Raw genomic sequence first — 26,010 nt, 5'->3', positions numbered from 1 at the left:
CGTCCCGGTGAACGGTTACCTGCATTCCAGCAAACCCGCGAACTCCGTCCAATAACCAGGAGGTATGCACTATGCGCGTAATGTGCACCGAGTGCGGCCAATTAGGCCGTATCACCAAAACCAATCGCATGACGGTAGGGATCGCCAATCTCTATTGCCAATGCACTGATGCCAGTTGCGGTCACTCTTGGGTGTCCACACTGGCCTATAGCCACACCCTGAGCCCTTCAGCCAAGCGAGCCAGCGCCATGGCCATCGCACTGGCGCGAGGGCTGTCGCCGGAGGCGCACGCCCCGCTGTGTCAAAGCATGAACGAACGCCAAAAACAGCTGGATGAGCAGGCCGCTAAAGAGCAAAAAAAACCCGTTTCAAATGATCGGTGGGTGCTATGAGTAGTCAAGTCAAAACCGGCTGGGTGTGCATCGCCACGGCGGGGCCAACACTGGATGGCCGCACTATTACCCCCGAGTGCCTGCGCGAGCTGGCCCAGACCTACAACCCGAGTTTCTATGTGGCCAACCTCTGGCCAGAGGGGGCACGCATTCGCCCACTTGGCTATGTGGATGCGGTGAAGGTGCAAGAGGAAGACGGCCAGCTCAAGCTGATGGCGGTACTTTGTCCGACCCTTGAGCTGATTGACCTCAACGCCAACGGCAGCCACGGCTTTTGCACCATTGAGGCGGCTGAAAACTTTGCAGGAACTGGCCAGTGGTATCTGGCGGGGGTCTCTGTCACCGACCAGCCGACCATCACGGGGCTGACCCAACTGCAATTCAGTGCCAAGCGGCCCGAGGCGCGCCCGCTCTTGGTGCCAGCCTCTTTGCCTGTGCCAGTCCCCACCAAACCGGTGAACCGGACACCAGACCCTGATCGCATGTTTAAGCAGCTGGAAACCTTGGTGTCGGATATCGACAGCATCAACAAAAAGCTCGCCAGCATGATGCCCTGCCCACCAGACCCGCCCACTGCTGGCCGCCGTGATAACCCCGACTCTGACAACACCTACCCCCTCTACTAAGGAGCCTTTCTGATGACCTTATCTGACCTGCTGCGCGATGTGCGCATGAGCTTTGCCCCCGCGCCGCAACCCAGTTTCGGCAACCTCGACAATGCCACCAGTTTGGCTCTGACGGCGGCCATTTTGCAGGCCGTCCCGTTCCTGTGGATGGTCTCTATCTTGGGGGTGGATGACCCGCACGCCCCGCGCTTTGACCCGCTCAAGCCAACCCTGCGCAGTGGCCGCAAGGCGCAAGCGCGTTTCATGGTTCCGGCCAAGCCGAGCAAGCGCGCCCACCAATACGAAGAGATGGACAGCAGCGTTATCTGGACATGGCAACAGCTGGCCCAAATGCTGGAAGGGCTCGACCAAGCCCAGGTTAACGCCCTGCTCGAAGAGCTGGCCTTGGCCGCCTTTGGTGATGACTTGATACGGGTCGGCTTCCATGGCCAATCTGCTGCCGTCAATACCGACCCCGTTGCCAACCCCAACGGGGAGGATGTGATGGTGGGCTGGCCCGCCTTGGCCAAGGCAGCTGACCCCGAGGGGCTGCGGGTGCTGCGCGATGCGGTCACCTTCTCCACAAGCGGCAAGGGCGATTTCGCCGACCTCGACAGCATGGTCTATGCCCTGATTGAGAAGCTGCCCGAGGCGTACCGCCAAGACCCGCGTCTGGTGGTAATGGTCGGCGGCGAACTGCTACGCGCCCACCAGAAAGCCCACCTCAAGGCCGGACAGGTACGAGATAAAACCCAGCGCATGAAGATTGCGGACTTGGGCTTTGTCTCGCACCAGCATATGCCAGGCACCTATCTGGCCATCACGCTGGCCGAGAACCTGCAGGTGCTCACCGTCAACCACACCCACCGCCTCACGGCGGGCGACATTGACGACTTGGCCAGCTGGGGCATTCGTTACAACCGCGCCCAGACCTACGCCTTGGGCGAGCCAACCGCCTACGCCGCTTTTGATGCCATCACCCTTGTCACTGAGGAGTAACACGATGCAAGAGAATCCTTCTGTGCAGGCCGTGCCGACTGCCCCCGCAGCCACCCGAGCCAACCGACTGGATGAACACGTGACCCTGTTTCAAAGCGAACACAGCAAGCTGATGGAACTCGACCAAGAGATATTGACCTTGCGCGAGCAGCGCAAAAACCTGATGGCGCAAATCCCGTCTGCCCAGGCGCGCCGTGAGGAGCTGCGTCAAGGGCGGATAAGCCAGATGATGGGGGGAGAGGTCTCGCTGGAGGAGGCGCGGGAATACCGCGAATTGGCCGAGTTGATAGAGGATGCCCAAGCGGCGGCCAGCATGTCGGAGCGCCAAGAGAAACGCTTGGCATTGCCGCTCTATGATGCCCAGCGTGAAACCGACCTCGCCAAGCGGAGGGTCTCCGGATGGTATGACAACCACCTCGACAACAAGTTGGCGCCCGCCATCTTGAAACCGCTCAAACAACAGTTGGCAGAGCTGGCTGCGTTGACCCGTGCCAAAGGGTGCATCATGGGGCTCGAGGAGGCCCGCCGCTGGGCACTTGCCGAGTTGGGAAGTGCTCTCAATGAGGCATTGAACGGCGAGCCGGTGGCGCTGGAGGGGGATAACCCCGCAGCACGCAACGCGCTCATTACCTCAACCCGTCCGGAGTGCGCTGATCTGCTGGCGTTGTGTGACAGTCCAGGCAAACGGCAGCAGCTGAAAAGGGAGTTGGGGAAGTAACCGCCCAGAAAAACAAAAGGGAGCCTGCCAGGGCTCCCTATTTGCTTACCCCACCCCCAAATCCAGAGGAGCAAGCCCATGCACCATAGCAAAGCCCCTGATCCCCAGCAAGAGTTGCATCCACAGATCAATTCGGATAGCCTTCCAATCACCAAGGGCCTAGACACCCCTTGGTACGGCTGGCGGATTAGACACCCGCAAGCGGCGACTCACGTAGGAAAATTTGTATCCCTTTCCCCCATTTCTGGCCTCTTGCCGGAGATCTATCCTGTTTTGGGGGCATGGGTCGGGAGCCAAAGAAAACGCCCCCACTGTGCCTGCCTACGTGAGCACTGTCTTGCGGCTACCCGATCCGCCCTGCGTCAACTTCACGTAGGGATAACCCAAATGATCTTCACCTTCCTGATCGCCACTCATGGCAGGGTCTCTGACCTTCACCGTATACGCACTATTTCTGCTGTCGCTGATACCGAAGCCCAAGCGCGCGCCAATCTGCCTGGCTTGCCGCTCGTGTTTGTTGCCCGTATTCCCAATGCGAAAAGGGGGCAAGTATGAACACCCACCAAACCCCCTCCAAAGAGCTTACCCGCGTTACTGCTGAACTGGATACGTCAGTGTGTGCCCTTCATACCCTTTCCCATTTGTTGTCAGCCAGCGTGGATTGGGAGCGTAAGAGCCGCATCGACCATGAAGAGTTTACCTATGGCCTGTCTGGCCTGCTCAAGGCACTGGCGAAAGACATAGACACCAACTCTTGCCGGATCAGTGAGCTGAATGATCGGCTGCCTGGAGGTGAGTCATGACCTCTATTCGCATTGTCTCTGATGTTTCCTTGGCAGCCCGTGGGCAATGGCCCTTTATCCTGGCTGAACTTGGCCTATCAGTTCCCAAGCGTGGCCAGCATGGCCCATGCCCTGCCTGCGGTGGCAAAGACCGATTTCGCCTGGACGACAAGGAGGGGCGGGGCACCTGGATTTGTTCCCAGTGCGGTGCCGGTGATGGCTTAACTCTTCTGGCCAAGGCCACCCACAAAAGCACCAAGGAGGCCGCCCAAGAGGTGGCCACCTTGCTCGGGTTATCCCCAGACGGTCTCGATGCAAACGAGGTAGCCGCCCGCCGACAGAACGCCGAGCAGGTAGCAGCCAAAGCCAGACAGGATGAAGAGAAAGCCAAGCGCAAAGCCTGCACCAGGGCCGCCTCAATCATGGGGGATTGCGTTAAGGGCCGTAGCCCCTATCTCTCCCTCAAGCACCTGCCCGACTGGCTGGCAGATACCAATCAGACCCTGATCCGAGAAGCGCGGCACAACTTCCCCAAGGGCTCCCTGGTTATCCCGCTCACGGATGAACATGATCATCTGGTCAACGTCCAGCTCATCGACCCCCAGGGGGAAAAGCGCTATTTGGCCGGTGGCCAGAAAGCAGGGGCATTTCACCGGTTAACCGGCGGGCTACGGGTGGCAATCTGTGAAGGTTACGCAACGGGGGTATCTGTCCATTTGGCGACAGGGGCAACCGTCTATTGCGCCATGGATGCAAGCAATCTGCTGGCCGTGGCTGAGATTGCCAAGCGCCGAGAAGGTGCAGAGCCGATCCTGATTGCCGGTGACAACGATGACCATATTGATGGCAACCCTGGCCAAGCCAAAGCCCAAGAAGCAGCAACAGCGATAGGGGGGCTGATCTGCCTTCCTGGTGAAGCTGGTGACTGGAACGATTACCACCAGGCCCATGGAATGCTCGATACCAAGAAGGCGATCATGACCTCTTTCGCAGATACCAAGACCCCAGCAGAACAAACCCCCGAGTCGTCAGAGCTCCCCGACAACTACAACATGGGGAAAGATCGCCTCTTTGCCATGGAGTGGCGCGGCAAGGGGGAGGAGGCCGAGCGGGTGCCGGTGCCTATCAGTTCCCCGCTACATGTCAGGGCGATCACCCACACCGAGCAGGGCCAAGGCTTTGGCCGGTTGCTGGAGTGGCGGGATACCAACGGCAAGACCCGCTGTTGGGCAATGCCCATGCGCATGCTGGTTCACAAAGGAGGCGAGGAGGTATTTGGCCAGCTGGCGGAGAGCGGGCTTAGTTACATCAACATGAGCAAAAAGAACCTGCTGCGCGATTACCTGATGAGTTGCCAGCCGCAAGCCAGGATCACCTGTGTCGAGCGCACTGGTTGGCACAAGCGGGCCTATGTGCTGCCAAATGGTAACTTGGGGCCGGATGCCAACGAGGTGATCCTGCAAACCACCGGTTATGTGAATAACGACTTCACCACGTCCGGCACCTTGGCCGAGTGGCAAAACCAGGTTGCTGCTCTGGCGGTTGGCAATAGTCGGTTAGCCTTTGCTATGTCGTGTGCCTTTGCTGCCCCACTGTTATCGCTGATTGGGGTTGAGGGGGGCGGTTTCCACCTGAAAGGCGAGAGTACCGACGGCAAGACCACCGTCATGATGGCCGCTGCCAGCGTATACGGCCCCGAATCGTTCGCTCATACCTGGCGTGCGACCGGTAACGCGATAGAAGGGATTGCCAGTCGCCGCAATGATGCCTTGCTGTGCCTGGATGAAATCAAGGAGGTGGATGGTCGGGAGGCCGGTCTGGTGGCCTATATGCTGGCCAACGGACAGGGCAAGGGGCGGAGCCGCCAAGATGGGGAGCTGCGCGAGCGCAAGCAGTGGCGTCTGCTGTTCCTCTCCACTGGTGAACTTTCCCTCGAAGACCACGCCGAACAAGCGGGCCAGCGTACCTTTGCCGGTATGGAGATCCGCACTATCCAGATCCCGAGTGATACCGGCAAGCATGGTGCGTTTGAGGAGCTGCACGGCATGGTCGATGGCCGCCAGTTCGCCGATACCCTCCGTGAGCGCCTGCAAGGGCAACACGGCACTGCTTTTCGTGCTTATGTCGAGGCATTGGCCAATGACCTAAACGGGCACAGCGCATGGATGAAGGGCGAGATCCGCCGATTGGTCACAACCATGACCCCAGAGGGGGCAGGTAACCAGGTAGGGCGAGCTATTAACCGCTTTGCCCTGGTTGCAGCAGCTGGTGAGCTGGCAACCCGCTTGGGTATCACTGGATGGCAAGCCGGAGAGGCCACCAAGGCAGCACGAGTTTGTCTTGATGCGTGGCTGGCCGATCGTGGCCATCTTGGCAACCAGGAAGATGCGGCAACTCTACGCCAGATCCGCCAGTTCTTCACTGCTTACCAGTACAGCCGGTTTGCGGATTGGGATGACCCTAATCACCGACCGGCTCAAATGGTGGGATACAGGAAGAATCCTAAGATTGGGAGTGATGAAGGGGTTGTTTTCTATGTCTTACCTGAAGGATGGAGAGAAATAACACAAGGACGAGATTACAAAAAAGCTGCTCGACTTGCACAAGAACTTGGATGGATAGTTAAATCCCAGAGCGGAAAAACACAATGCCTAGCTCGTTTACCTGGTAATATAGGTAGACCTGCAAGAGTATATATACTTAGTTATGACGTTATATTTTCACATCAGCCATCGATATAGCTACTCTCTCTATATAACATAAAGTAAGTAAGCCTCTCTCCAGAGGCTTACCATACCATCCTAGCGTAATCACCTACACTAACATTAATTGATTTTCTTTCTTTAGTCTTCTCGACACTAGAAAGGGGCGAACCTAAAGCATACCATGTAATTCGATGTCTCGTAGAAGGAGTTTCTTTTTGAATTTCCTTTTCAGTGTATTCATCTGACTCAACAACACATATAGTTTCCTGTACATGTTTGACTACAACGATTCCTTTGGGTACTTCTACCGCTTCAAGCTCATTACCGGTGTCAGGATCTATTATCATCGGCCCTTTTGAGTAAATGAAGTATCTTTCGTTAATGTTCACGCCATCCTTGGAACCTTTGTTAAGAACAAACTGAAATTTATCTATTATATCTGCAACTCTGGGCTCTGTTGCTATTTTATTACCAGTAGTCATCTTAGTTTCCTTGGGGTTTATTCGACACTTAGAGGCGCTGAAATTAGTTCTTTATATGGAATCCTGTTCGATACCAAATAGCTATGAACATCTGAAGGTAGCAACTCTACAAATGGATTTATCTGTATTATTTTTGGTTGAGTGTGATCAACAATACCAAAGCCGATAAAAGATAAGACGTTATTTTTAGTTCTATATATAGCGACTATATTTCCTGTGGCGAAACTGTCATTTTTTCTGATGACGAGCACCTTGGTATCATCAAGGTAATCAATTGCCTTTTCTTCATATGGCATAACTTCTACAACATTAGAGCTGTCATAGATTACTTTAAATAAAATGCAAATTATTGTTACTGAAATTATAAGTAAACCAATAACCCACTTTATAGATATTAGTTGATTTAAGTCAAAGATCAATGTAACCAAACTAGCAATAAAGCCAGTTACACCGATTAATATAGATAATCCATTAAGACTGAATATGGCTGAACTGACTCGATCGTTCATGCAAAGCACTCATCATATTTCACTATTCATCTAACGTAACACTATATACTTTCATTAAAAAATAATCTACTGATAGTAATATAGAACTAGACTATTCGAAACAACATGGTGAATCTTTCTGTCCATGAATCCTTCTTTTGCTCCATGCCCATCGCAACATCAGCATCACGAAATCCGCGCTCATCCGCTCCCGCCTGCGGGTCGCGTTAAGAAAATTTTTTGCAGAAATGGATTACCGCAGTTTCCTAGCTCTAGGCCGCGCCGTTCTTGGTGGGTGGGGGATTGGGAGGAACTGCACGAAGTGAAAGGAATTTCAGTTTTTTGCAAAAATGCGCCACACTAGCAGGCCAGGCGTAAAACTTAACTATCTGATTTATATATAAAAAACGTACTTTTCGTGGCCGTTTCGCCATTGCCCAGATTTTTCAGTTTTCCGATTGGAATCACATTTTTTCATTTAAAAACAATGACCTATGTGTCTTTCTCAGATTTATAAGATCTGAAAAATTTCAGTTTTCCATTCGTGCATGGTGAGCGTGCCAACCATGGTGGCGCATACGGCCTCTAAACGTACTTTGGCATTCACTGAGGGGGTATGTGGGGTGTGTCACCTAAGGCCATCGAGAGGCATCTAGCGGCTAACTCTTATCAAGTATAGATTTTGTCATCAATGGCTTGTTTTGTGAGCGATAGCCCCAATATCCGTATGGAGCATGTCGCTCAATGGTGGAGACACATATGGCGAAGAATATTCGTGGCAATGGTGATGGGAAGAACGGTGAAAACCAATCTTACACAATACCAGGGCGGGGGGTCGTCTCTCGTACTGAGCTGATAAAGGAAGTTGAGCAAGGCAGGCATCCTGATTTTCATATCTACGAGCGAAATGGCGTTGAATACGTCAGAGCAGACCCCGACAGTTCTAAACAGAACAATGTTGATAAGCCTCGTTGATGTGATGCCAAAACCGTATAGTTAGGAATTACAGAACCGAGGGGCTAAGGCCCCTTGGTTGTTATTTAGCCAAATCAGCTTTCATTGCTCTTAGTAAGCAATTGAAGGCTTCATTTCTCTCTTCCCGCGGTCCCGCATTTGTATCAATAATCCTTTGTGCGTACAGAGAAACCTCTTCTGACCCAAAGAGATTGCAGCGTGTCTGCCACAAAGCATACGCCTTTGATGCTGCATCAGATGGTTCAACGGCTGCCTTGTGGAGTGCATCTAAGAGTCCCAGATATGCATTTCTTTTTTCTTCATACTGCCGATCTGTTCTCTTGGCTGTTCGTGCTCTCCAATCGCTGTAAATGGTGTTAATCAACGTGCCAATCCCCAGGCCGCCAACTATGCCCGAAATAAATGTGTAATCCATAGAAACACCAAATTGTGAGATGGTTGGCCAATGCTAGCATGGACATCCGGCCCTTTGGCTCCTGACTGCACATAATGAAACATCTGGTTAAATGCTTCCTGCCATGAGCTACATGAGGCCAGATGTTTGTAACCTCACGGGGTTACAGGTTACACCATCAAGAAAAACGGCTACAGCCCGCGCCAGACAAGGGCTACAGGCTTGTAACCTCATGTCTCTTTCGGAGCGTGTAACCTCTATTCGCTTTTTGCGCTCTGAGTGGGGTTACAGCTCAAAGCCGCGCCAGTACTGGGCTAGAGCCGAGTTGTAACCTCGTAACCCGTGTAACCCCGCTTTTTTCAACATATAGAGATAGAAAAGGGAAATCTGGGGAGGAGAAAAAATTTTAGCGATGATTCTCAAATGAGAACATTTCGAAGGGGCTGATAATTTTTTTTCTTGGTGGAGAAAAAATTTTTTGAGGGGCTGGGGAGTGGTTTTAGAGTGGTCACTCTACAGGCTGAGATATCCTATAGGTATCCTATTGAAAAGAGGGTTAGCGAGTACTATCTCGCTAACCCTCTGGAATTGGTGGCCCCTGGGGGACTTGAACCCACGACCAATCGATTATGAGTCGACTGCTCTGACCAACTGAGCTAAGGGGCCAAATTGTACGTTTAGCGGCGTGGATTATAGGGGAAGAGGAAAGGGCAGTCTATAGGCATATCAACCACTTGGCGACTAATTGTCCAGCTTGATAGAGGGGGCAAAGCGGGTTGCAAGGGTAAATGCCAGACAAAACAAAGCCCCGCATGGCGGGGCTTTGGTAGAGCAGTTTGACACAGGGCTAGGACTATTCGTCCAGGAAGCTGCGCAGCACTTCCGAGCGGCTCGGGTGGCGCAGTTTACGGAGTGCCTTGGCTTCAATCTGACGAATACGCTCACGGGTAACGTCGAACTGCTTGCCCACTTCCTCGAGGGTGTGGTCAGTGTTCATGTCGATACCGAAACGCATCCGCAGCACCTTGGCTTCACGAGCGGTCAGACCGGCCAGCACTTCGCGGGTAGCGTTGCGCAGGCTTTCACTGGTTGCTGCATCGGCCGGCAGAGCCAGGGTGGTATCTTCGATGAAGTCGCCCAAGTGGGAATCTTCATCATCACCGATGGGCGTCTCCATGGAGATAGGCTCTTTGGCGATTTTCAGTACCTTGCGGATCTTGTCTTCCGGCATGCCCATGCGCATGGCCAGCTCTTCCGGGTTCGGTTCACGACCCATCTCCTGCAGCATTTGACGGGAGATACGGTTGAGCTTGTTGATGGTCTCGATCATGTGCACCGGGATACGGATGGTACGGGCCTGATCCGCGATGGAGCGGGTAATGGCCTGACGGATCCACCAGGTTGCATAGGTCGAGAACTTGTAGCCACGACGGTATTCAAACTTGTCTACCGCCTTCATCAGACCGATGTTGCCTTCCTGGATCAGATCCAGGAACTGCAGGCCGCGGTTGGTGTACTTCTTGGCGATAGAGATAACCAGACGCAAGTTGGCTTCAACCATCTCTTTCTTCGCACGGCGGGCCTTGGCCTCACCGATGCTCATGCGACGGTTGATATCCTTGATCTGGGCAATCGACAGACCGGTCTCTTCCTCGATCTGCTGCAGTTTGCCGATGGCGCGCTGCACCTCTTCATCCATCTCCATCAGACGGGGAGACCAAGCTTTGCCAGCCTGCTTCTGGTATTCAAACCAGGCAGTTTCGCACTCGTTGTTGGTGAAGGCCGCGACGAAGGTTTTCTTCGGCATCTTGGCCTGCTCAACGCAGAGTTTCATGATGATGCGTTCCTGCACACGAACTCGCTCCATCATTTCGCGCATGTTGTTGACCAGGCGATCGAACTGCTTGGGCATCAGGCGGAATTGACGGAACACATCGGCCAGCTGGGCGATGGCGGCCTGGGTATCATCGTGCGCGCGACCATTCTTCTGAATGGAGAGGCGGGTCACTTCATACTGGGCGCGCAGTTCGGCGAACTTCTCGCGAGCGACTTCCGGATCCGGACCACCGTCACCGTCATCGTCAGAGTTGTCGCCGTCTTCGTCTTCATCTTCGTCTTCATCTTCGTCTTCGTCAGCCAGGTCATCCTCGCTGAGTTCGGAACCGATGTGAGTGGCGGTCGGCGCCATATCTTCGGTATCGTTCGGATCGATAAAACCGGAGATGATGTCGGAGAGACGCAGCTGCTCGGCTTCGTACTTGTCGTACTGTTCGAGCAGGTAAGTGATGGCTTCCGGGTACTCGGCTACGGAGCTTTGTACCTGGTTGATACCGTCTTCGATCCGCTTGGCGATGTCGATTTCGCCTTCGCGGGTCAGCAGTTCGACAGTACCCATTTCCCGCATGTACATGCGGACGGGATCGGTCGTGCGACCAATCTCGGATTCAACAGATGCCAGAGCCTGGGCCGCTGCTTCGGCAGCGTCCTCATCGGCGGTACCCCCTTCAGCCATGATCAAGTCATCGGCATCCGGAGCGTTTTCAACCACTTGAATGCCCATATCGTTGATCATCTGAATGATGTCTTCGATCTGGTCTGAATCGACAATATCTTGCGGGAGGTGATCGTTCACCTCGGCATAGGTCAGGTAGCCCTGTTCTTTACCTTTGGCAACGAGGAGTTTAAGCTGAGACTGCGGGGTTTGCTCCATAGAACTCATCCGGTTGGTGCTGCTAGGTTGCGCGTACAGTGCGCTGCTGCGCAAATAGCCAATTCTAATAGAAAACCGCCAGACATGCTATGTCTGGTTGCGGCGTCGGTCATGAGAAACCCCTGCCCGCAGTATTGTCGGGGCCAGGCGGTTATAAAATTTTTGCTTTTCATCCCGTCGATTCGTGCAACGTTATCCATATTGGGACTAATCACTCAAATATCAAGCCCCGCTCTCATTTCTTTTCTCAATTTGCATCTCTCTGATCAGCATCATCAACTCTTGGGTTTCTTCGGAGCTTAGTCCTTCCTGAGCCACTTTGGCCTGCAATTCTTCGATCCGTTGTTTCAGAAACAGGTTGATGAAACCGACGAAGGTATCTTGCAACTCTCCCAGAATATCCGGCTCCTGATCGAGTTTGATCTCCTCGAACAGGTCGTGCATCGCCAGCTGGGCGAGGATTTCCCCCTCCTTGGTGCCGCGCCAGTGTTCCAGCAGGATGCCGGTAGTAATACCGGGCTGAGCCAGGATCTGCTGATGCAGCTGCAGCAGGAAGGTAATCCCCTGCAAACGCAAACCCGCCAGCTCCGGCATTGCCGGTAGCTCTGCCGTCATGGCCGGGTATTGAACCATCAGTGCCAATGCCCGGCGCAGCGGGGTCAGCTTGGCTGCCTTGGGCTTATTGACCTCGGCCTTGGGCTGGCTGTTGCGGGCAAAGAGCTCGGCAATTCGCTGCTTGTTCTCACCCCAGCGCATCATGCTGGAGAGGCGGGTGATCAGCCCCTCGCGGGTGAACCCTTCCGGCACGCGGCGTATCAGCTCGGCAGCCTTGTTGGCCACCTCAAACTTGCCCGCTTCACCGGAGAGCGCCGCGTCGCGACCAAGACGCTCGAACATGAAGTCGGCGAAGGGTTGAGCTTCATCGAGCAGGGCTTCAAAGCCCTCCTTACCGATCTGGCGTACCAGCGAGTCGGGATCCTCGCCATCGGGCAGGAACACGAATTTGAGTTCACGGCCATCCTGCAGATGGGGGAGGGCGTTATCCAGCGCCCGCCACGCGGCTTCACGACCAGCGTTGTCGCCGTCGTAGCAGCAGACCACCTCAGCGGTGGTACGAAACAGGGTATGGATGTGATCACTGGTGGTCGCGGTACCCAGTGCCGCCACCGCATAGTCGATGTCGTACTGTCCGAGCGCCACCACATCCATGTAGCCCTCAACCACCAGGATCCGGCGCGGATCCTTGTGTGCCTGCTTGACCTCATAGAGGCCGAACAGCTCCCGCCCTTTATGGAAAATCGGGGTTTCCGGCGAGTTGAGGTATTTGGGGGTGCCGTCACCCAACACCCGGCCACCGAAGCCGATGACCCGGCCACGCTTGTCACGGATCGGGAACATGATGCGATCGCGGAAACGATCGTAGCTGCCCCCACCATTTTCACGAGTGATCAGCATGCCACCCGAGATAAGCAGCTGTTCGTGATCCCTGCTGGCGCCAAAGCGGCGACGCACCTGATCCCAATCGCTTGGGGCATAACCGATGTTGAAGCGTTTGACCACTTCACCGGTCAGCCCGCGTCCCTTGAGGTACTCCACTGCATGGGGAGCACTCTTGAGATTGCTCTCGTAGAAGCGGGCGATCTGGTTCATCAGCTCGAACAGATCCTTGCTGACGGCTGGCTGGCTATGACCAGATCCACCGCTGCTCTGCTCGCGGGGCACCTGCATGCCCTGCTGGCTGGCGAGCTCTTCGATGGCGTCGGGGAATTCGAGGCCGTCATACTCCATGACAAAGCCGATGGCGTTGCCGTGGGCGCCACAGCCGAAACAGTGATAGAACTGCTTCTCCTGGCTGACGGTAAAAGAGGGGCTTTTTTCGTTATGAAAAGGGCAGCAAGCCTGGTAGTTCTTACCGGCTTTTTTCAGCCGCACTCGCGAGTCGATCAGCTCGACTATGTCTGTGCGTGCGAGCAGATCGTCGATAAAGGATTGGGGGATCCTGCCTGCCATAACCGTCCTGTTTCACTGCGATAGAAAATAAAAAAGCCGCGCATTCACAAGGAAGCACGGCTTCTTCGACCAAACAAGAGTTTGCCTGTGTTACGCCAAGCGGGTTTTCACCTGAGCACTGACGGCGCCGACATCGGCACGACCCTGAATTTTTGGCTTCAAGACAGCCATGACTTTACCCATGTCAGCCATGACGGCAGCACCGCTCTCGGCGATGGCTTGCTCGATCAGGGCGGCAATTTCGTCTGCGGTCAGTTGTTGAGGCAGGAACTCCTGCAGCACAACGATCTCGGCGGACTCTTTGTCGGCGAGATCCTGGCGACCGGCAGCTTCAAATTGGCTGATGGAATCGCGGCGCTGTTTGACCATCTTGGTCACGACAGCGAGGATATCCTCATCATTGAGCTCGACACGGGTATCGACTTCACGCTGCTTGATTTCTGCCATCAACAACCGGATAGCGCCCAACCGCAGCTTGTCTTTGGCAAGCATGGCGAGCTTTTGCTGATCCTTGAGTTGATCCTTCAGAGACACGGCATGATCCCTTGATTAGTACAGGCGGATACGACGTGCGTTTTCGCGAGACAGCTTCTTGGCGTGACGCTTAACGGCAGACGCTTTGGCGCGCTTACGAATGGTAGTCGGCTTCTCGTAGAACTCACGGCTACGAACTTCGGACAGGATACCGGCTTTTTCGCAAGAACGCTTGAAGCGACGCAGAGCAACGTCAAACGGCTCATTTTCACGGACTTTGATTACTGGCATGTGCCTTTCACCTCAGTGATAAAATTGTTAGCTGACCTTCAATCGATCAGCATGACTTAAAATGGTGCGAAATTATACTCTGGACAGGGAATGAAAGTAAACCCGCAGAGATCGCTCTGGTTTAAAAAACCCGCGAAGGTTACCATAGCCGTCTCATTTTAGCAGTGAAAATTTTTAGCAATGCGTGTATTGGGCATAGAGACATCCTGTGACGAAACCGGGATCGCGATCTTCGACGATCAAAAAGGGATCCTTTCCCACCAGTTATATAGCCAGGTCAAGCTGCATGCGGACTACGGTGGCGTTGTCCCCGAGCTCGCCAGCCGGGATCACGTTCGCAAGACGATCCCGTTGATCCAGGCCGCATTGCGGGAGGCGGGACTGGGCAAGGATGACATCGATGGCATCGCCTATACCGCGGGGCCGGGTCTGGTTGGCGCCATTCTGGTGGGGGCCACCATCGGCCGTTCACTGGCGATGGCGTGGAACAAGCCGGCTATCGCCGTCCACCATATGGAAGGTCACCTGCTGGCGCCCATGCTGGAAGAGAAGGCCCCCGAGTTCCCCTTCGTGGCGCTGCTGGTCTCCGGTGGCCACTCCATGCTGGTGCGGGTTGATGGCATCGGCAGCTACCAGCTGCTGGGCGAATCCATCGACGATGCCGCCGGCGAGGCGTTCGACAAGACCGCCAAGCTGATGGGGCTGGACTATCCGGGTGGCCCGCTGCTCTCCCGTCTGGCCGAGAAGGGCACCACCGGACGTTTCCACTTCCCCCGTCCCATGACTGATCGCCCCGGGCTCGACATGAGCTTCTCCGGCCTCAAGACCTTTGCCGCCAACACCATCGCTGCCAACGGTGATGATGAGCAGACCCGCGCCGATATCGCCCGTGCGTTTGAAGATGCGGTGGTCGATACCCTGGCCATCAAGTGCCGTCGTGCCTTGAAAGAGACTGGCCTCAAGCGTCTGGTGGTGGCCGGTGGCGTCAGTGCCAACCGCCACCTGCGCGCCCAGCTGGCCGAGCTGATGGAGAGCCTCAAGGGCGAGGTGTTCTATCCGCGCACCGAATATTGCACCGATAACGGCGCCATGATTGCCTATGCCGGCATGCAGCGTCTGAAGGCGGGCGTGTTCGAGCCGCTGGCGGTCAAGGCCGTGCCGCGCTGGCCGCTGGATACCCTGGATCCGGTCTGATCCTGAGGATCCTGTCCCTGCCGGGCCAGTGATGTGACATGCCCCGGGCATGCTCTCTGTGAAGACGGGGGCCTGTCCGGGGCATTTTTATTGCTGCACCACGGCTTGCCTGATTATTCCTTGTGGATCGGAAGAGGGCTCTGCAGCGTCGTAGCTATCCCCTCAAGCCTGCTTTTGGTATCCATGTCGCGCTATAAATTAAATTTATGTATTTTGGCAAATTGGCCTCATTTTCTCTTATGCCTTTGCCAGCTCCTGCCTGTGGCTCTGTTTTTGCCCTTTATTACCGCCAGCTCGCCATCGTCCGATCCTGATAGATGCCTGCGCCCACAGAGTGCCGCCAGAACGCGCCTGATAAAGAGGTGAGGAAAGGAAGGTGACGGTGCGGGATGGCCATCTGATGCGTTTGACTGCGGTTGATACGGAATCCTGCGCCACGGTTTCGCTGTCAGCAGCCAGTGTCTGAGAGAGGCACAAAAAAATCCCCGCCAGCTGGCGGGGATTCTTGATTGGCTATCGACAGGTGATGCGATTACAGCATGATGCCGCCGAAGAAGAAGCCCAGCGCCACGGCAATCGCGATGGTGGCGGTGCCGGGGATAAAGAAGGGGTGGTTGAACACGGCTTTGCCGATGCGGGTTGAGCCGGTGTCGTCCATCTCTACCGCGGCCAGCAGGGTCGGGTAGGTCGGCAGTACGAACAGGGCGCTCACGGCCGCGAAAGAGGCGATGGCGGTCAGCGGGCTGACACCCAGAGCCAGAGCGGCAGGCATCAGGGCCTTGGTGGTTGCACCCTGTGAGTAGAGCAGCATGGCGGCGAAGAAGAGCACCACGGCCAGCAGCCAGGAGTACTGGTTCAGCAGGTCGCCGGCGATCAGCTGGATGGTGTCCATGTTGCCTTTCACGAAGACGTTACCCAGCCAGGCCACACCCAGTACGCAGATACAGGCGGACATACCGGACTTGAAGGTCGGCATGTTGGTCACTTGAGTAGCGTCCAGTTTGCACACCAGAGTCATGATGGTGGCAGCGGCCAGCATGATGCCCATGATGGCACCATCGCGGGGGATCGGCGGGTTGGTGATGAGGCCAACTTTACCGGAGATCGCGGTGGCATAGGCCATGACGGCCACGATGGCAGCGATGAAGATCCAGACGGACAGCTTGGCGTACGGCTTGATTTCCAGCTGGCTGGTACCGCGCAGCTTGATCTGGCCCTTGGCTTTACGCTCCAGATAGACTTCGTCCTGCTCCAGCGGCTTGCCCATCATGTTGGCGATGAAAGCACCCAGGATACAGGCCAGGAAGGTGGAGGGGATGCAGATGGCCAGCAGGGTCAGGTAGTCAACACCGAACGGCTCGAGCATGCCGGAGAAGGCAACCACAGCGGCAGAGATCGGGGAGGCTGTGATGGCGATCTGGGAGGCGACAACCGCGATGGAGAGCGGACGGGACGGGCGGATCCCCTGCTCCTTGGCCACTTCTGCGATAACCGGCAGGGTGGAGAAGGCGGTGTGACCGGTACCGGCCAGCATGGTCATCAGATAGGTGACGACCGGGGCGGCGAAGGTGATGTATTTAGGGTTCTTGCGCAGCGCTTTTTCAGCCAGGGAGACCAGATAGTCCATCCCGCCAGCCAGTTGCATACAGGCGATGGCGCAAATGACGGACGCAATGATCATGATCACATCCCAGGGGATGTAGGTGACCAGCTGGTCACTCGGGATCTGCACCCCGAGGCCCCAGGTCAGGACCAGAACCCCCAGACCACCGGCAAAGCCGATGCCGATGCTGCCTATCCGGGCGCCCAGATAGATAGCGGCGAGCACGACAAGTAACTCGATTCCAATCATAGCGATAACTCCATTTTTTAGTTTTTTGGTTTTTATTTGGCAAAAAGCCAATTCCCGATCGGGCTGGGGATAGAGACCAATCGGGAACTGACTTTAAATGGGCCGGGAAGATCCCGGCCCATGCGTCGCTTATACAGTGGTTTCGCGAGTGAAACGCTTGGCCTTGTATTGCGGGTTCATCAGGTTCTCGATGGAGAGGATCTCGTCCAGCTGCTCGGCGCTCAGCAGGCCGCGCTCCAGTACGACTTCACGTACGTTCTTGCCGGTCTGGGCGCAGATCTTGCCAACGATGTCCCCTTCGTGGTGACCGATGAAGGGGTTCAGGTAGGTCACGATACCGATGGAGTTCAGCACGTGGTTCATGCAGATTTCCGGGTTGGCGGTGATACCTTCCACGCACTTCTCGCGCAGGGAGATACAGGCTTTTTCCATCAGGCTCAGGGATTCGAACATTGCCTGACCAATCACCGGCTCCATGACGTTCAGCTGCAGCTGACCGGCTTCGGCGGCGAAGGTGATGGTGATGTCGTTACCGAATACCTTGAAGCAGGACTGGTTGACCACTTCCGGGATAACCGGGTTGACCTTGGCCGGCATGATGGAGGAACCCGCCTGCATTTCCGGCAGGTTGATCTCTTTCAGGGCAGTGCGCGGGCCGGAGGAGAGCAGACGCAGGTCGTTACAGATCTTGGACAGCTTCATGGCCAGACGCTTGATGGCGCCGTGCAGCATGACGTAGGCGCCGCAGTCGGAGGTAGCTTCGATCAGGTCTTCAGCCGGTACATAGGCACGGCCGGTGATCTCGGCCAGACGCTTGATGGCCAGTGCAGAGTACTCGGGCGGAGTGTTCAGGCCGGTACCGATGGCGGTAGCGCCCAGGTTCACTTCGAGCAGCAGCTCCTGGCAACGCTTGATGGATTTGATCTCTTCGCGCAGGGTCACGGCGAACGCGTGGAACTCCTGACCCAGGGTCATGGGTACGGCGTCCTGCAGCTGGGTACGGCCCATCTTCAGGATCTTCTTGAACTCGTTAGCCTTGACGTCGAAAGCGGCGATCAGCGCTTCCAGGGCATGCAGGGTCACGTCGGTGCTGTTTACAACAGCAACGCGGAAACCGGTGGGGTAGGCATCGTTGGTGGACTGGCACTTGTTGACGTGATCGTTCGGGTTGATGACGTCGTAACGACCTTTCTCCAGACCCATGATCTCCAGTGCGATGTTGGCCAGCACTTCGTTGGTGTTCATGTTGACGGAGGTACCGGCACCGCCCTGGTAAACGTCGACCGGGAACTGGTCGAAGCACTTGCCGGTGTTCAGCATCAGGTCGCAGGCTTCCACGATCTTGTCTGCAATTTCAGGACGGATGGTACCGAGCTCACCGTTGGCCAGCGCAGCGGCCTTCTTGGTCAGCACCATGCCACGTACGAATTCCGGAACGTCAGAAATCTTCTGAGAGCTGATCTTGAAGTTCTCGACAGCGCGCAGGGTGTGCACACCGTAGTAGAGATCATTGGAAACTTCTTTAGTGCCCAGCAAGTCTTCTTCAATGCGGACGTTCTTGATGTCGCTCATTGTAATGCCTCAGAAATCAGATAAATGGAAAAATCCTCACCGAGTGGTCGCGAGTTCCTTGCGCACAGCTCATCCTGAAGCACCACACACCGAGTGGGGCGATTGGGAGTGTGACCTCCCTAATAACTAATCAACATACTACTCCAATTGAGGTATCGGTTATTAGAGCTGGATCACTAATCTGGTGACATCTTCAAATTCCTTTGATGAATGTACACATATGTTGTACATGATTTATCACCATGATTTTTATAAAAATTTGTAATTTTTTGCTGATTTTTTAGCGTCTGGTTGATGAGGGGGTCATTTGGGTGGCTTGAAAAGGGCGGGTTGGCCCCCATTTATTGGGGGTAGGAAGTGGTGACTCGCGCGTCTGAACATCGTGTGCACCTCCCGGTTCGCGGGACCACTTTTTCTCACATTTGACTGGTTGTGGAGCTTATATGGGCAAGCTGTTTCTGCTGTTGGTGGGTCTGGTGGTACTGGAGCTCACCGTGATGATCGAGGTCGGTTCTGTGATTGGAGCGCTGCCGACCGTCGGCTTGCTCATCCTGACCGCCATTCTGGGCTCTTCTCTGGTGCGCAGTGAAGGGCTCAAGACCCTGTTCAGTGCCCAGCAGAAGATGCAACAGGGCGAGATGCCGGGCCGCGAAGTGATGGGTGGCATGATGCTGGCGCTGGCCGGTCTGCTGCTGATCATCCCGGGTTTTGTCACCGACTTCTTCGGGATCCTGCTGCTGCAGCCCTGGCTGCGTAACAAGCTGGCCGACAAGCTGATCGGCAGCAACCAGTTCCGGATGCAGATGGGTGGTTTCCAGCGTACTCAATCGCCGTTTGAGCAATCCCTCGACGATCATCCGAAGCAGGGTGGCACCACCATCGAAGGCGAGTTTGAGCGCAAAGAGTAATCGACGAGACGAAAACCCGAGGCGAGTGACCGATCAGGGTTTGCCCTGATGGCACAAGGCCTCGAAGCGGTGTCGGGCATACCACCATGCGAGGGTGCCCGCCGCCAGATTGGCCAGCAGTATCCCCAGATATATCCCCTGTTCTCCCCCCCATCTGGCGCCTAGCCAGGCTCCCGGCAGTAAAAAGCCAAACAGCCGCAAGCCGTTGAACAAGAACGAGATGCTCGATGCCCGCACGCCATTGAGCGCCGAGGCTAGCAGCATCACCATCCCCTGAAAGCCATATCCGATCGGTACCAGATGCAGATAGAGGATGATGAGGCGGATCACCTGTGGATGGTCGCTGAACAGGTTGGCGATCATCGGAGCGAGCAGCCAGGTGAGGCCATAGATGGCAAGCTGGAACAGCAGGGCAAAGCGCATGCTGCTCTGAAGCGCGGCCTTGGCCCGGGTCGGATTGCCGGCGCCACAGTTTTGCGAGATGAAGGGGGCCAGCACGGAGGCGAGGGCCATCATCACGATCAGCAGCAGTGCCTCAACCCGCGATGCGGCGCCGTAAGCGGCCACCACTTCTGTCCCCAGACCGGCAAAAATCGTCATCAACACCGCATTGGCCAACGGATTGAGCATGTTGGTAAAAGAGGCTGGGATGGCGACATGGAGCAGTGCCCGCCAGTGGTAGATCAGCCGGGCGCGCGGCGAGAGGCGCCACAGCAGCAAGCCTTCCCGATGACGCAGGATGTAGAGGCTGACCAGCATGGCCATCAGCCATGAGATGGAGGTGGCGATGGCGGCACCCCGGATCCCCCACTCGGGGAAGGGGCCGATTCCGAAGATAAGCAGCGGATCCAGCATGCCGTTAACCAGACCGGCCACCGTCATGACGAGGCTGGGCGTCTTGGTATCGCCGGTGGCGCGGATGGCAGAGTTGCCCACCATGGGCAGTACCAGCATGGGCACGGTGAGATACCAGATCAGCATGTAGTCGTGGATAAGGGAGATAAGTTCGGCACTGGCGCCCAGCAGGGTAAATAGCGGTTTGATGGTGAGGGCGCCCCCTGCCGAGAGCAGGGTAACCAGGATCACCGCCAGAAACAGGCTATCGGTGGCGAGGTGGGCCGCCTCTTCATGCTTGCCCTGTCCCAATGCATGACCGATCACCGCCGAGAGGCCGGCCCCAAGTCCCATGGCGAGCGAGGTGACCACGAAGGTGACCGGAAAGGTAAAGCTGATGGCCGCCAGCGCTTCAGTGCCCAGCATGCCGATAAAAAAGGTATCGACCAGATTGAAGGCCAGAATGGCGACGATGCCGAGGATCATGGGGCCCGTCATCTGGCGCAGTACGACAGGGATCGGTGCTGTCAGCATGGGATTGATGCGGGTCAAGGGATCGTCTCTACATCTTGCTCGAAGAGCTGGGCTGATAACTGGGCTGGCGCTGCCAGCGAAGTTCGCGAAGAGAACAGGGGCGAACAATCGAAGGCGTTTATAGTACGTGAAAAAATTTTTTTTGTATTTGCCCTTGAAGGGTTAGCAACCTTACCCCACATCAGGGACATATCTGATTTGGCCTGGAACGGCCATTCCTCAAAGCAACAATGAGACTCATTTTGGGAGAGTTATCGATGAAAATTCGTCCACTGCACGACCGCGTCATCATCAAGCGCATCGAAGCTGAAGCCAAATCCGCTGGTGGTATCGTACTGACTGGTACTGCGGCTCAAAAGTCCACCCGTGGTGAAGTGCTTGCCGTGGGGACTGGTCGAATCCTGGATAATGGCGATGTCAAAGCGCTGGCCGTCAAGGTTGGCGACAAGGTTATCTTCAACGAAGGCTACGTCGTGAAAACCGAGAAGCTGGATGGTCAGGATGTGCTGATCCTGTCCGAGACCGACATTCTGGCGATTGTCGAAGAGTAATCCATCCCCACTTTTCTCCGAATTGATTGAAAGGATTGAATAAAAATGGCTGCTAAAGACGTTAAGTTTGGTAACGAAGCCCGCATCAAGATGCTGGAAGGTGTGAACATCCTGGCTGATGCCGTCAAGGTTACTCTGGGCCCGAAAGGCCGCAACGTGGTACTGGACAAGTCCTTCGGTGCCCCGACTATCACCAAAGATGGTGTTTCCGTTGCGCGCGAAATCGAGCTGGAAGACAAGTTCCAGAACATGGGCGCCCAGATGGTCAAGGAAGTGGCTTCCAAAGCGAACGACGCTGCGGGTGACGGTACTACCACTGCAACCGTTCTGGCTCAGGCTATCGTCAACGAAGGTCTGAAAGCTGTTGCCGCCGGTATGAACCCGATGGACCTGAAGCGCGGTATCGACAAGGCCGTTGTGGCTGCCGTTGCCGAGCTGCAGGCGCTGTCCCAGCCGTGTGCCGACAGCAATGCCATCGCTCAGGTGGGCACCATCTCCGCCAACTCCGACGAGAAAGTGGGCAAGCTGATTGCCGAAGCCATGGATAAAGTGGGTCGCGATGGCGTCATCACCGTTGAAGATGGTCAGGGTCTGGAAGATGAGCTGGCTGTTGTTGAAGGTATGCAGTTCGACCGCGGCTACCTCTCTCCGTACTTCATCAACAAACAGGAAACCGGTTCTGTCGAGCTGGACGACCCGTTCATCCTGCTGGTTGACAAGAAAGTCTCCAACATCCGCGAAATGCTGCCGGTGCTGGAAGGTGTTGCCAAAGCGGGCAAACCGCTGCTGATCGTTGCCGAAGACGTAGAGGGCGAAGCCCTGGCGACTCTGGTGGTCAACACCATGCGTGGCATCGTGAAAGTGGCTGCTGTCAAGGCGCCGGGCTTCGGTGACCGTCGCAAAGCCATGCTGCAGGATATCGCCGTACTGACTGGCGGTACCGTCATCTCCGAAGAAGTTGGCATGGAGCTGGAAAAAGCGACTCTGGAAGATCTGGGTCGTGCCAAGCGCATCGTCATCACCAAAGAGAACACCACCATCATCGATGGCGTGGGTGATGCAGGCGTGATCGAAGGCCGTGTTGCCCAGATCCGTCAGCAGATCGAAGAGACCTCCTCCGACTACGACCGTGAGAAGCTGCAAGAGCGCGTAGCCAAGCTGGCTGGCGGTGTTGCCGTGATCAAGGTCGGTGCTGCTACCGAAGTCGAGATGAAAGAGAAGAAAGCTCGCGTAGAAGATGCTCTGCATGCTACCCGTGCTGCTGTTGAAGAGGGCGTGGTTGCCGGTGGTGGTGTTGCGCTGGTTCGCGTTGCAGCCAAACTGGCTGGCCTGCGCGGTGACAACGAAGACCAGAACGTCGGTATCAAGGTTGCCCTGCGCGCCATGGAAGCCCCGCTGCGTCAAATCGTCATCAACGCCGGTGAAGAAGCTTCCGTCATTGCCAACGCGGTGAAGAACGGCGAAGGCAATTTCGGTTACAACGCTTACACCGAGCAGTATGGCGACATGCTGACCATGGGTATCCTGGATCCGACCAAGGTAACCCGTTCTGCACTGCAGTTCGCCTCTTCCATCGCCGGTTTGATGATCACCACCGAGTGCATGGTCACCGAGCTGCCGAAGAAAGATGCTCCGGCCATGCCTGATATGGGTGGCATGGGCGGCATGGGCATGATGTAATCATCATCCCGGCTCTGTTTGAGAAACGGCTCGCTTTGGCGGGCCGTTTTTTTTTATCCGGCTAAACTGAGAGTTGTTGATAAGGATGTTATTTGGAGGTGAGTATGAAAAAACTGGGTTTGATTTCTTTACTTTTTTCCCTGGCAAGCTTTTCCGTACTGGCATTGGGGACGCCTGCAGGGCCCGTGATTCTCAAGGTGACAGGCAATGTTAAAGCGACAGAAGCCGTAGATGGAGTTGCGCAATTTGACCTTGCCATGTTGCAGGCACTGCCACAGCATGAGATCGTGACCGGGAATCCCTGGGTCGATAAGCCCCATAAGTATCGTGGTCCCAAACTGGCTGATGTACTGGCGGCTGTAGGGGCTGATGATGGCAACTCCATTACCCTGACTGCACTCAATAGCTACCAGATCCGTATCAACTGGGACAAGGTCAAACACTATGAGCCTATCCTTGCTTGGGAGGACGATGGTGTCGTCATGAAGGTGCGCGACAAGGGGCCGCTCTGGTTTATGCTGCCACTTGATCAACATCCGGAATTGAAACGATCCGAATATACCGACATGATGATCTGGCAGCTCAGCGCGGTTGATATCCAGCATTAATCGTTTATTGCTCAGGAGTATGGGGTGAAGGAAAAGACCAAAGCCTGGCCACTTGTCGCCACTCTTTATTTTTTCATCCTGTTGTTTACGGGAAGTACTCTCTATTCTCTGGTTCAGATCCAGAATGCGACCCGAGTCATGGAGAAGTACACCTATGATGTCTCCTGGGCATTGATGCAATTGCAGCTAGAGCTGGGGCGGTTTCTGAATAGTGTCGAGGTTTACCACTACGGTGGCATCGACCACGACGCCCTGATGCTGCGTTATGACATTCTCTGGAGTCGAACCCCAATCCTGCTTAGCGGCCAATTGCGCAAGAGCATGGAGGACAAGCAGAAGACCCTGCGTCTGGTGCAGCTGATCGAAAGCAATATCCGCAATATGGAACCTGATATCACCAGGTTGAAAGTTGGATCTCCGGATTACCAGCAAATCATGATGCGCCTTGCACCTTTGCAAGAACCGCTCTCTTATTCTCTTGCATCTGTTATGCAGAAGAACATCAACATCTATTCAGAGAACGATCGCCATTTTGCCCAGCTGCGTAATGCTCTGCTGATGATGGTATCTGGTCTGGTTATCTCGGTACTCTTGCTCAGTGCGCTGCTTATATACGAAGGGCGGCGTCATTTCAGAGCTGTGCGGCGAGATCCTCTGACCGGATTGCCAAATCGGGTTGCCTTGCTCGAGATGATGGAATTCTATGCGACGCAAGAGATGCCATTTGGTCTGGTGCTGGTAGATATTAATGACTTCAGGGATATCAACAGCAAGTTTGGTTACGACACAGGGGATTATCTGCTCAACGAATTGGCAAAGAGGGTCAAAGCCTTATGTGAAGAAGGCGAGTCTTGTGGACGCCTTGGTGGGGATCAGTTTGCAATTATCCAGCGTGGTAGCAGTGACCTGCGACAAATCAGGGAGCTGGTCGCGCGCCTATTGCATTCACTCAAACAGGACATGGTGTTTGATAATTATCCTTTCCGTCTTGAAGTCGGTATCGGCATAGCCTTTTATCCCGTTGATAGCGATAAAACCCAAGAGCTGTTGAGTCGGGTAGAGCAGGCCCTTTTTCATAGCCGTAAAACGCACGTTCCCTACGTTATCTATGATAACTCGCTGCTCAATGAGACTGCTCGTCGTAAACACCTTGCTTCCGACATGGTCATGGCGCTGGAGCACAACGCGCTCGAGCTTTATTACCAGCCCATCGTCAATCTTGAGACTGGTCGCTGTGAAGCGGTGGAGGCATTGCTGCGTTGGCGCCATCCCGAGCTTGGATTTATCCCACCCAATGAAGTCATCATGGTGGCTGAAGAGTTTCAGCTTGCCGAGCGGGTGGGCAGCTGGGTGCTTAATACTGCTTGTGAGCAGCTCTATCAGTGGCACCAGCTGGGCCTCGTCGACTTGCAAATGTGCGTGAACATTTCTCCTGGCATGTACCAACGCAATTTGTTGAAACTGGTTGCCAAGGCATTAATGGAACATCATCTGCCCGCACGAAGTCTGGTTCTGGAAGTCACGGAAGACACCACAATGAGGGAGGTGAAGAATTCGCTGCAATTGATGCAGGATCTGAATCAGCAGGGAGTGCTGCTGGCATTGGATGATTTTGGCACTGGCTACTCATCGCTCAGCTATCTGCAGAAGTTGCCGGTAAGCAAAGTGAAGATCGACCGCTCTTTCATTCAGGGGATAGATACTTCGCTTGAAGCATCGGAGCTGGTCGCCAATATCTGCAGGATGGGTTCCATGCTTGGCAAGATTTTGGTGTGCGAAGGGATAGAGACACAAGCTCAGCTGGATGTCTTGCGCTCCCTGACCGATATCCACCTCTATGGCCAGGGATATCTCTTCAGCCGACCGGAACAGGCAGAAAAGATCTATCAAACTCTGTTGGAAATGGAAGAGCTTTGGCTGGCTCGACAACCATCTGACATCGCATGCATCAGCTAATAGATTGGATATGTGCCAGTTAAAGGTCTCTCGAAGATGTGATTTAGTTCAAAAGACGCGCACTATGTTTGTTATCTGAACGTTTGTTTGCATTTCTCAAAAAAATACGTACCCCCCCCTTGCCAGAACGAATTCACTCTCTATAATGCGCCTCCATCGACACGGCAAGCGGCAACGCAAAGCCTGAGTCGATAACCTCGAAAAGCCTTTGCAAATAAGGCTTGACTCGAGAAGGCGGTTGAGTAGAATGCCACTCCCGCAGCAGCAAAAGCTGCGTCGTTCTTTAACAATTTGAA

At 55.0% G+C, this 26,010-nt stretch carries 23 protein-coding genes, 1 tRNA gene and 1 pseudogene; 14 read left to right on the top strand and 11 right to left on the bottom strand.

Annotation, left to right across the window (positions count from 1 at the left end; genetic code table 11):
• Positions 1 to 71: 71 nt before the first annotated feature.
• From AACR93_RS18940 to AACR93_RS18910, 7 genes and pseudogenes are all read left to right on the top strand, one after another.
• Positions 72 to 284 (top strand): annotated as a pseudogene (locus tag AACR93_RS18940) (ogr/Delta-like zinc finger family protein); the annotation flags it as partial.
• 104 nt (positions 285 to 388) lie between these two features.
• The gene (locus AACR93_RS18935) at positions 389 to 1,018 is read left to right on the top strand and encodes a GPO family capsid scaffolding protein (RefSeq protein ID WP_019444969.1); all 630 of its coding nucleotides are present in this window, start codon (positions 389 to 391) and stop codon (positions 1,016 to 1,018) included.
• A 12-nt stretch (positions 1,019 to 1,030) separates the two neighbouring features.
• Entirely contained in the window at positions 1,031 to 1,996 is a 966-nt protein-coding gene (locus tag AACR93_RS18930; RefSeq protein ID WP_043851644.1) for a P2 family phage major capsid protein, read from the top strand.
• Positions 1,997 to 2,000: 4 nt separating this feature from the next.
• On the top strand, positions 2,001 to 2,714 hold the full coding sequence (locus AACR93_RS18925) for a hypothetical protein (RefSeq protein ID WP_043851643.1): 714 nt from the start codon (positions 2,001 to 2,003) through the stop codon (positions 2,712 to 2,714).
• 387 nt (positions 2,715 to 3,101) lie between these two features.
• Positions 3,102 to 3,269, top strand: a complete 168-nt coding sequence (locus AACR93_RS18920) for a host cell division inhibitor Icd-like protein (protein WP_231556980.1) — start codon at positions 3,102 to 3,104, stop codon at positions 3,267 to 3,269.
• Positions 3,266 to 3,517, top strand: a complete 252-nt coding sequence (locus AACR93_RS18915; protein ID WP_043851642.1) for a hypothetical protein — start codon at positions 3,266 to 3,268, stop codon at positions 3,515 to 3,517. Before AACR93_RS18920 ends, AACR93_RS18915 begins: the two co-directional genes overlap by 4 nt.
• Complete coding sequence (locus AACR93_RS18910) at positions 3,514 to 6,237, top strand: DUF927 domain-containing protein (RefSeq protein ID WP_043851641.1); 2,724 nt, start codon at positions 3,514 to 3,516, stop codon at positions 6,235 to 6,237. Before AACR93_RS18915 ends, AACR93_RS18910 begins: the two co-directional genes overlap by 4 nt.
• A 47-nt stretch (positions 6,238 to 6,284) precedes the next feature.
• Here AACR93_RS18910 and AACR93_RS18905 read toward each other — a convergent pair whose 3' ends face one another.
• Together AACR93_RS18905 and AACR93_RS18900 are read right to left on the bottom strand one after the other, a co-directional pair.
• On the bottom strand, positions 6,285 to 6,683 hold the full coding sequence (locus AACR93_RS18905; RefSeq protein WP_156153013.1) for a hypothetical protein: 399 nt from the start codon (positions 6,681 to 6,683) through the stop codon (positions 6,285 to 6,287).
• A 17-nt stretch (positions 6,684 to 6,700) separates the two neighbouring features.
• Positions 6,701 to 7,192: a hypothetical protein gene (locus AACR93_RS18900; RefSeq protein WP_156153012.1), complete on the bottom strand. Its 492-nt coding sequence runs from the start codon at positions 7,190 to 7,192 to the stop codon at positions 6,701 to 6,703.
• A gap of 738 nt (positions 7,193 to 7,930) precedes the next feature.
• Between AACR93_RS18900 and AACR93_RS18895 the strand changes: the two genes are divergently transcribed.
• On the top strand, positions 7,931 to 8,146 hold the full coding sequence (locus tag AACR93_RS18895) for a DUF3892 domain-containing protein (RefSeq protein ID WP_082044155.1): 216 nt from the start codon (positions 7,931 to 7,933) through the stop codon (positions 8,144 to 8,146).
• A 61-nt stretch (positions 8,147 to 8,207) separates the two neighbouring features.
• Here AACR93_RS18895 and AACR93_RS18890 read toward each other — a convergent pair whose 3' ends face one another.
• From AACR93_RS18890 to rpsU, 6 genes are all read right to left on the bottom strand, one after another.
• Entirely contained in the window at positions 8,208 to 8,561 is a 354-nt protein-coding gene (locus AACR93_RS18890; protein ID WP_082044154.1) for a hypothetical protein, read from the bottom strand.
• A 568-nt stretch (positions 8,562 to 9,129) separates the two neighbouring features.
• Positions 9,130 to 9,206 (bottom strand) — tRNA-Ile (locus AACR93_RS18885).
• Between the two features lie 187 nt (positions 9,207 to 9,393).
• The gene (gene rpoD, locus AACR93_RS18880) at positions 9,394 to 11,289 is read right to left on the bottom strand and encodes an RNA polymerase sigma factor RpoD (protein WP_263975067.1); all 1,896 of its coding nucleotides are present in this window, start codon (positions 11,287 to 11,289) and stop codon (positions 9,394 to 9,396) included.
• A 183-nt stretch (positions 11,290 to 11,472) separates the two neighbouring features.
• Complete coding sequence (gene dnaG, locus AACR93_RS18875) at positions 11,473 to 13,260, bottom strand: DNA primase (RefSeq protein ID WP_043851639.1); 1,788 nt, start codon at positions 13,258 to 13,260, stop codon at positions 11,473 to 11,475.
• 90 nt (positions 13,261 to 13,350) lie between these two features.
• Positions 13,351 to 13,794, bottom strand: a complete 444-nt coding sequence (locus tag AACR93_RS18870) for a GatB/YqeY domain-containing protein (RefSeq protein WP_043851638.1) — start codon at positions 13,792 to 13,794, stop codon at positions 13,351 to 13,353.
• Positions 13,795 to 13,809: 15 nt separating this feature from the next.
• Positions 13,810 to 14,025, bottom strand: a complete 216-nt coding sequence (gene rpsU / locus AACR93_RS18865; RefSeq protein ID WP_005309452.1) for a 30S ribosomal protein S21 — start codon at positions 14,023 to 14,025, stop codon at positions 13,810 to 13,812.
• Between the two features lie 180 nt (positions 14,026 to 14,205).
• Between rpsU and tsaD the strand changes: the two genes are divergently transcribed.
• Positions 14,206 to 15,219 (top strand): tRNA (adenosine(37)-N6)-threonylcarbamoyltransferase complex transferase subunit TsaD, encoded by a 1,014-nt coding sequence (tsaD, locus tag AACR93_RS18860; protein ID WP_033113942.1) that lies wholly within the window; start codon positions 14,206 to 14,208, stop codon positions 15,217 to 15,219.
• 532 nt (positions 15,220 to 15,751) lie between these two features.
• On the opposite strand, the gene AACR93_RS18855 is transcribed toward tsaD, so the two are convergent.
• The gene (locus AACR93_RS18855; RefSeq protein WP_041209157.1) at positions 15,752 to 17,071 is read right to left on the bottom strand and encodes an anaerobic C4-dicarboxylate transporter; all 1,320 of its coding nucleotides are present in this window, start codon (positions 17,069 to 17,071) and stop codon (positions 15,752 to 15,754) included.
• A gap of 129 nt (positions 17,072 to 17,200) precedes the next feature.
• Positions 17,201 to 18,643, bottom strand: coding sequence for an aspartate ammonia-lyase (gene aspA, locus AACR93_RS18850; RefSeq protein ID WP_033113944.1), 1,443 nt, complete (start codon positions 18,641 to 18,643; stop codon positions 17,201 to 17,203).
• Between the two features lie 443 nt (positions 18,644 to 19,086).
• Here aspA and AACR93_RS18845 point away from each other — a divergent pair, with 443 nt between their 5' ends.
• Complete coding sequence (locus AACR93_RS18845) at positions 19,087 to 19,551, top strand: FxsA family protein (RefSeq protein ID WP_041209158.1); 465 nt, start codon at positions 19,087 to 19,089, stop codon at positions 19,549 to 19,551.
• A 33-nt stretch (positions 19,552 to 19,584) separates the two neighbouring features.
• On the opposite strand, the gene AACR93_RS18840 is transcribed toward AACR93_RS18845, so the two are convergent.
• A complete protein-coding gene (locus tag AACR93_RS18840) occupies positions 19,585 to 20,919 on the bottom strand; it encodes an MATE family efflux transporter (protein ID WP_231556982.1) in 1,335 nt (444 codons plus the stop codon).
• 257 nt (positions 20,920 to 21,176) lie between these two features.
• On the opposite strand from AACR93_RS18840, the gene AACR93_RS18835 reads away from it, so the two are divergent.
• From AACR93_RS18835 to AACR93_RS18820, 4 genes are all read left to right on the top strand, one after another.
• Positions 21,177 to 21,470, top strand: a complete 294-nt coding sequence (locus tag AACR93_RS18835; protein WP_043851636.1) for a co-chaperone GroES — start codon at positions 21,177 to 21,179, stop codon at positions 21,468 to 21,470.
• Between the two features lie 45 nt (positions 21,471 to 21,515).
• On the top strand, positions 21,516 to 23,150 hold the full coding sequence (groL, locus tag AACR93_RS18830) for a chaperonin GroEL (RefSeq protein WP_005341224.1): 1,635 nt from the start codon (positions 21,516 to 21,518) through the stop codon (positions 23,148 to 23,150).
• Positions 23,151 to 23,254: 104 nt separating this feature from the next.
• Positions 23,255 to 23,758 (top strand): molybdopterin-binding oxidoreductase, encoded by a 504-nt coding sequence (locus AACR93_RS18825; protein WP_043851645.1) that lies wholly within the window; start codon positions 23,255 to 23,257, stop codon positions 23,756 to 23,758.
• A 24-nt stretch (positions 23,759 to 23,782) separates the two neighbouring features.
• Positions 23,783 to 25,714, top strand: coding sequence for a putative bifunctional diguanylate cyclase/phosphodiesterase (locus AACR93_RS18820; protein WP_043851635.1), 1,932 nt, complete (start codon positions 23,783 to 23,785; stop codon positions 25,712 to 25,714).
• Positions 25,715 to 26,010: the final 296 nt, after the last annotated feature.

This window comes from Aeromonas sp. L_1B5_3 (assembly GCF_963866575.1).
GTDB classification, from domain to species: Bacteria; Pseudomonadota; Gammaproteobacteria; order Enterobacterales; family Aeromonadaceae; genus Aeromonas; species Aeromonas jandaei.
The sequence above is the reverse complement of the archived record's forward strand: the minus strand, read 5'-3'. Positions and strand labels throughout refer to the sequence as shown.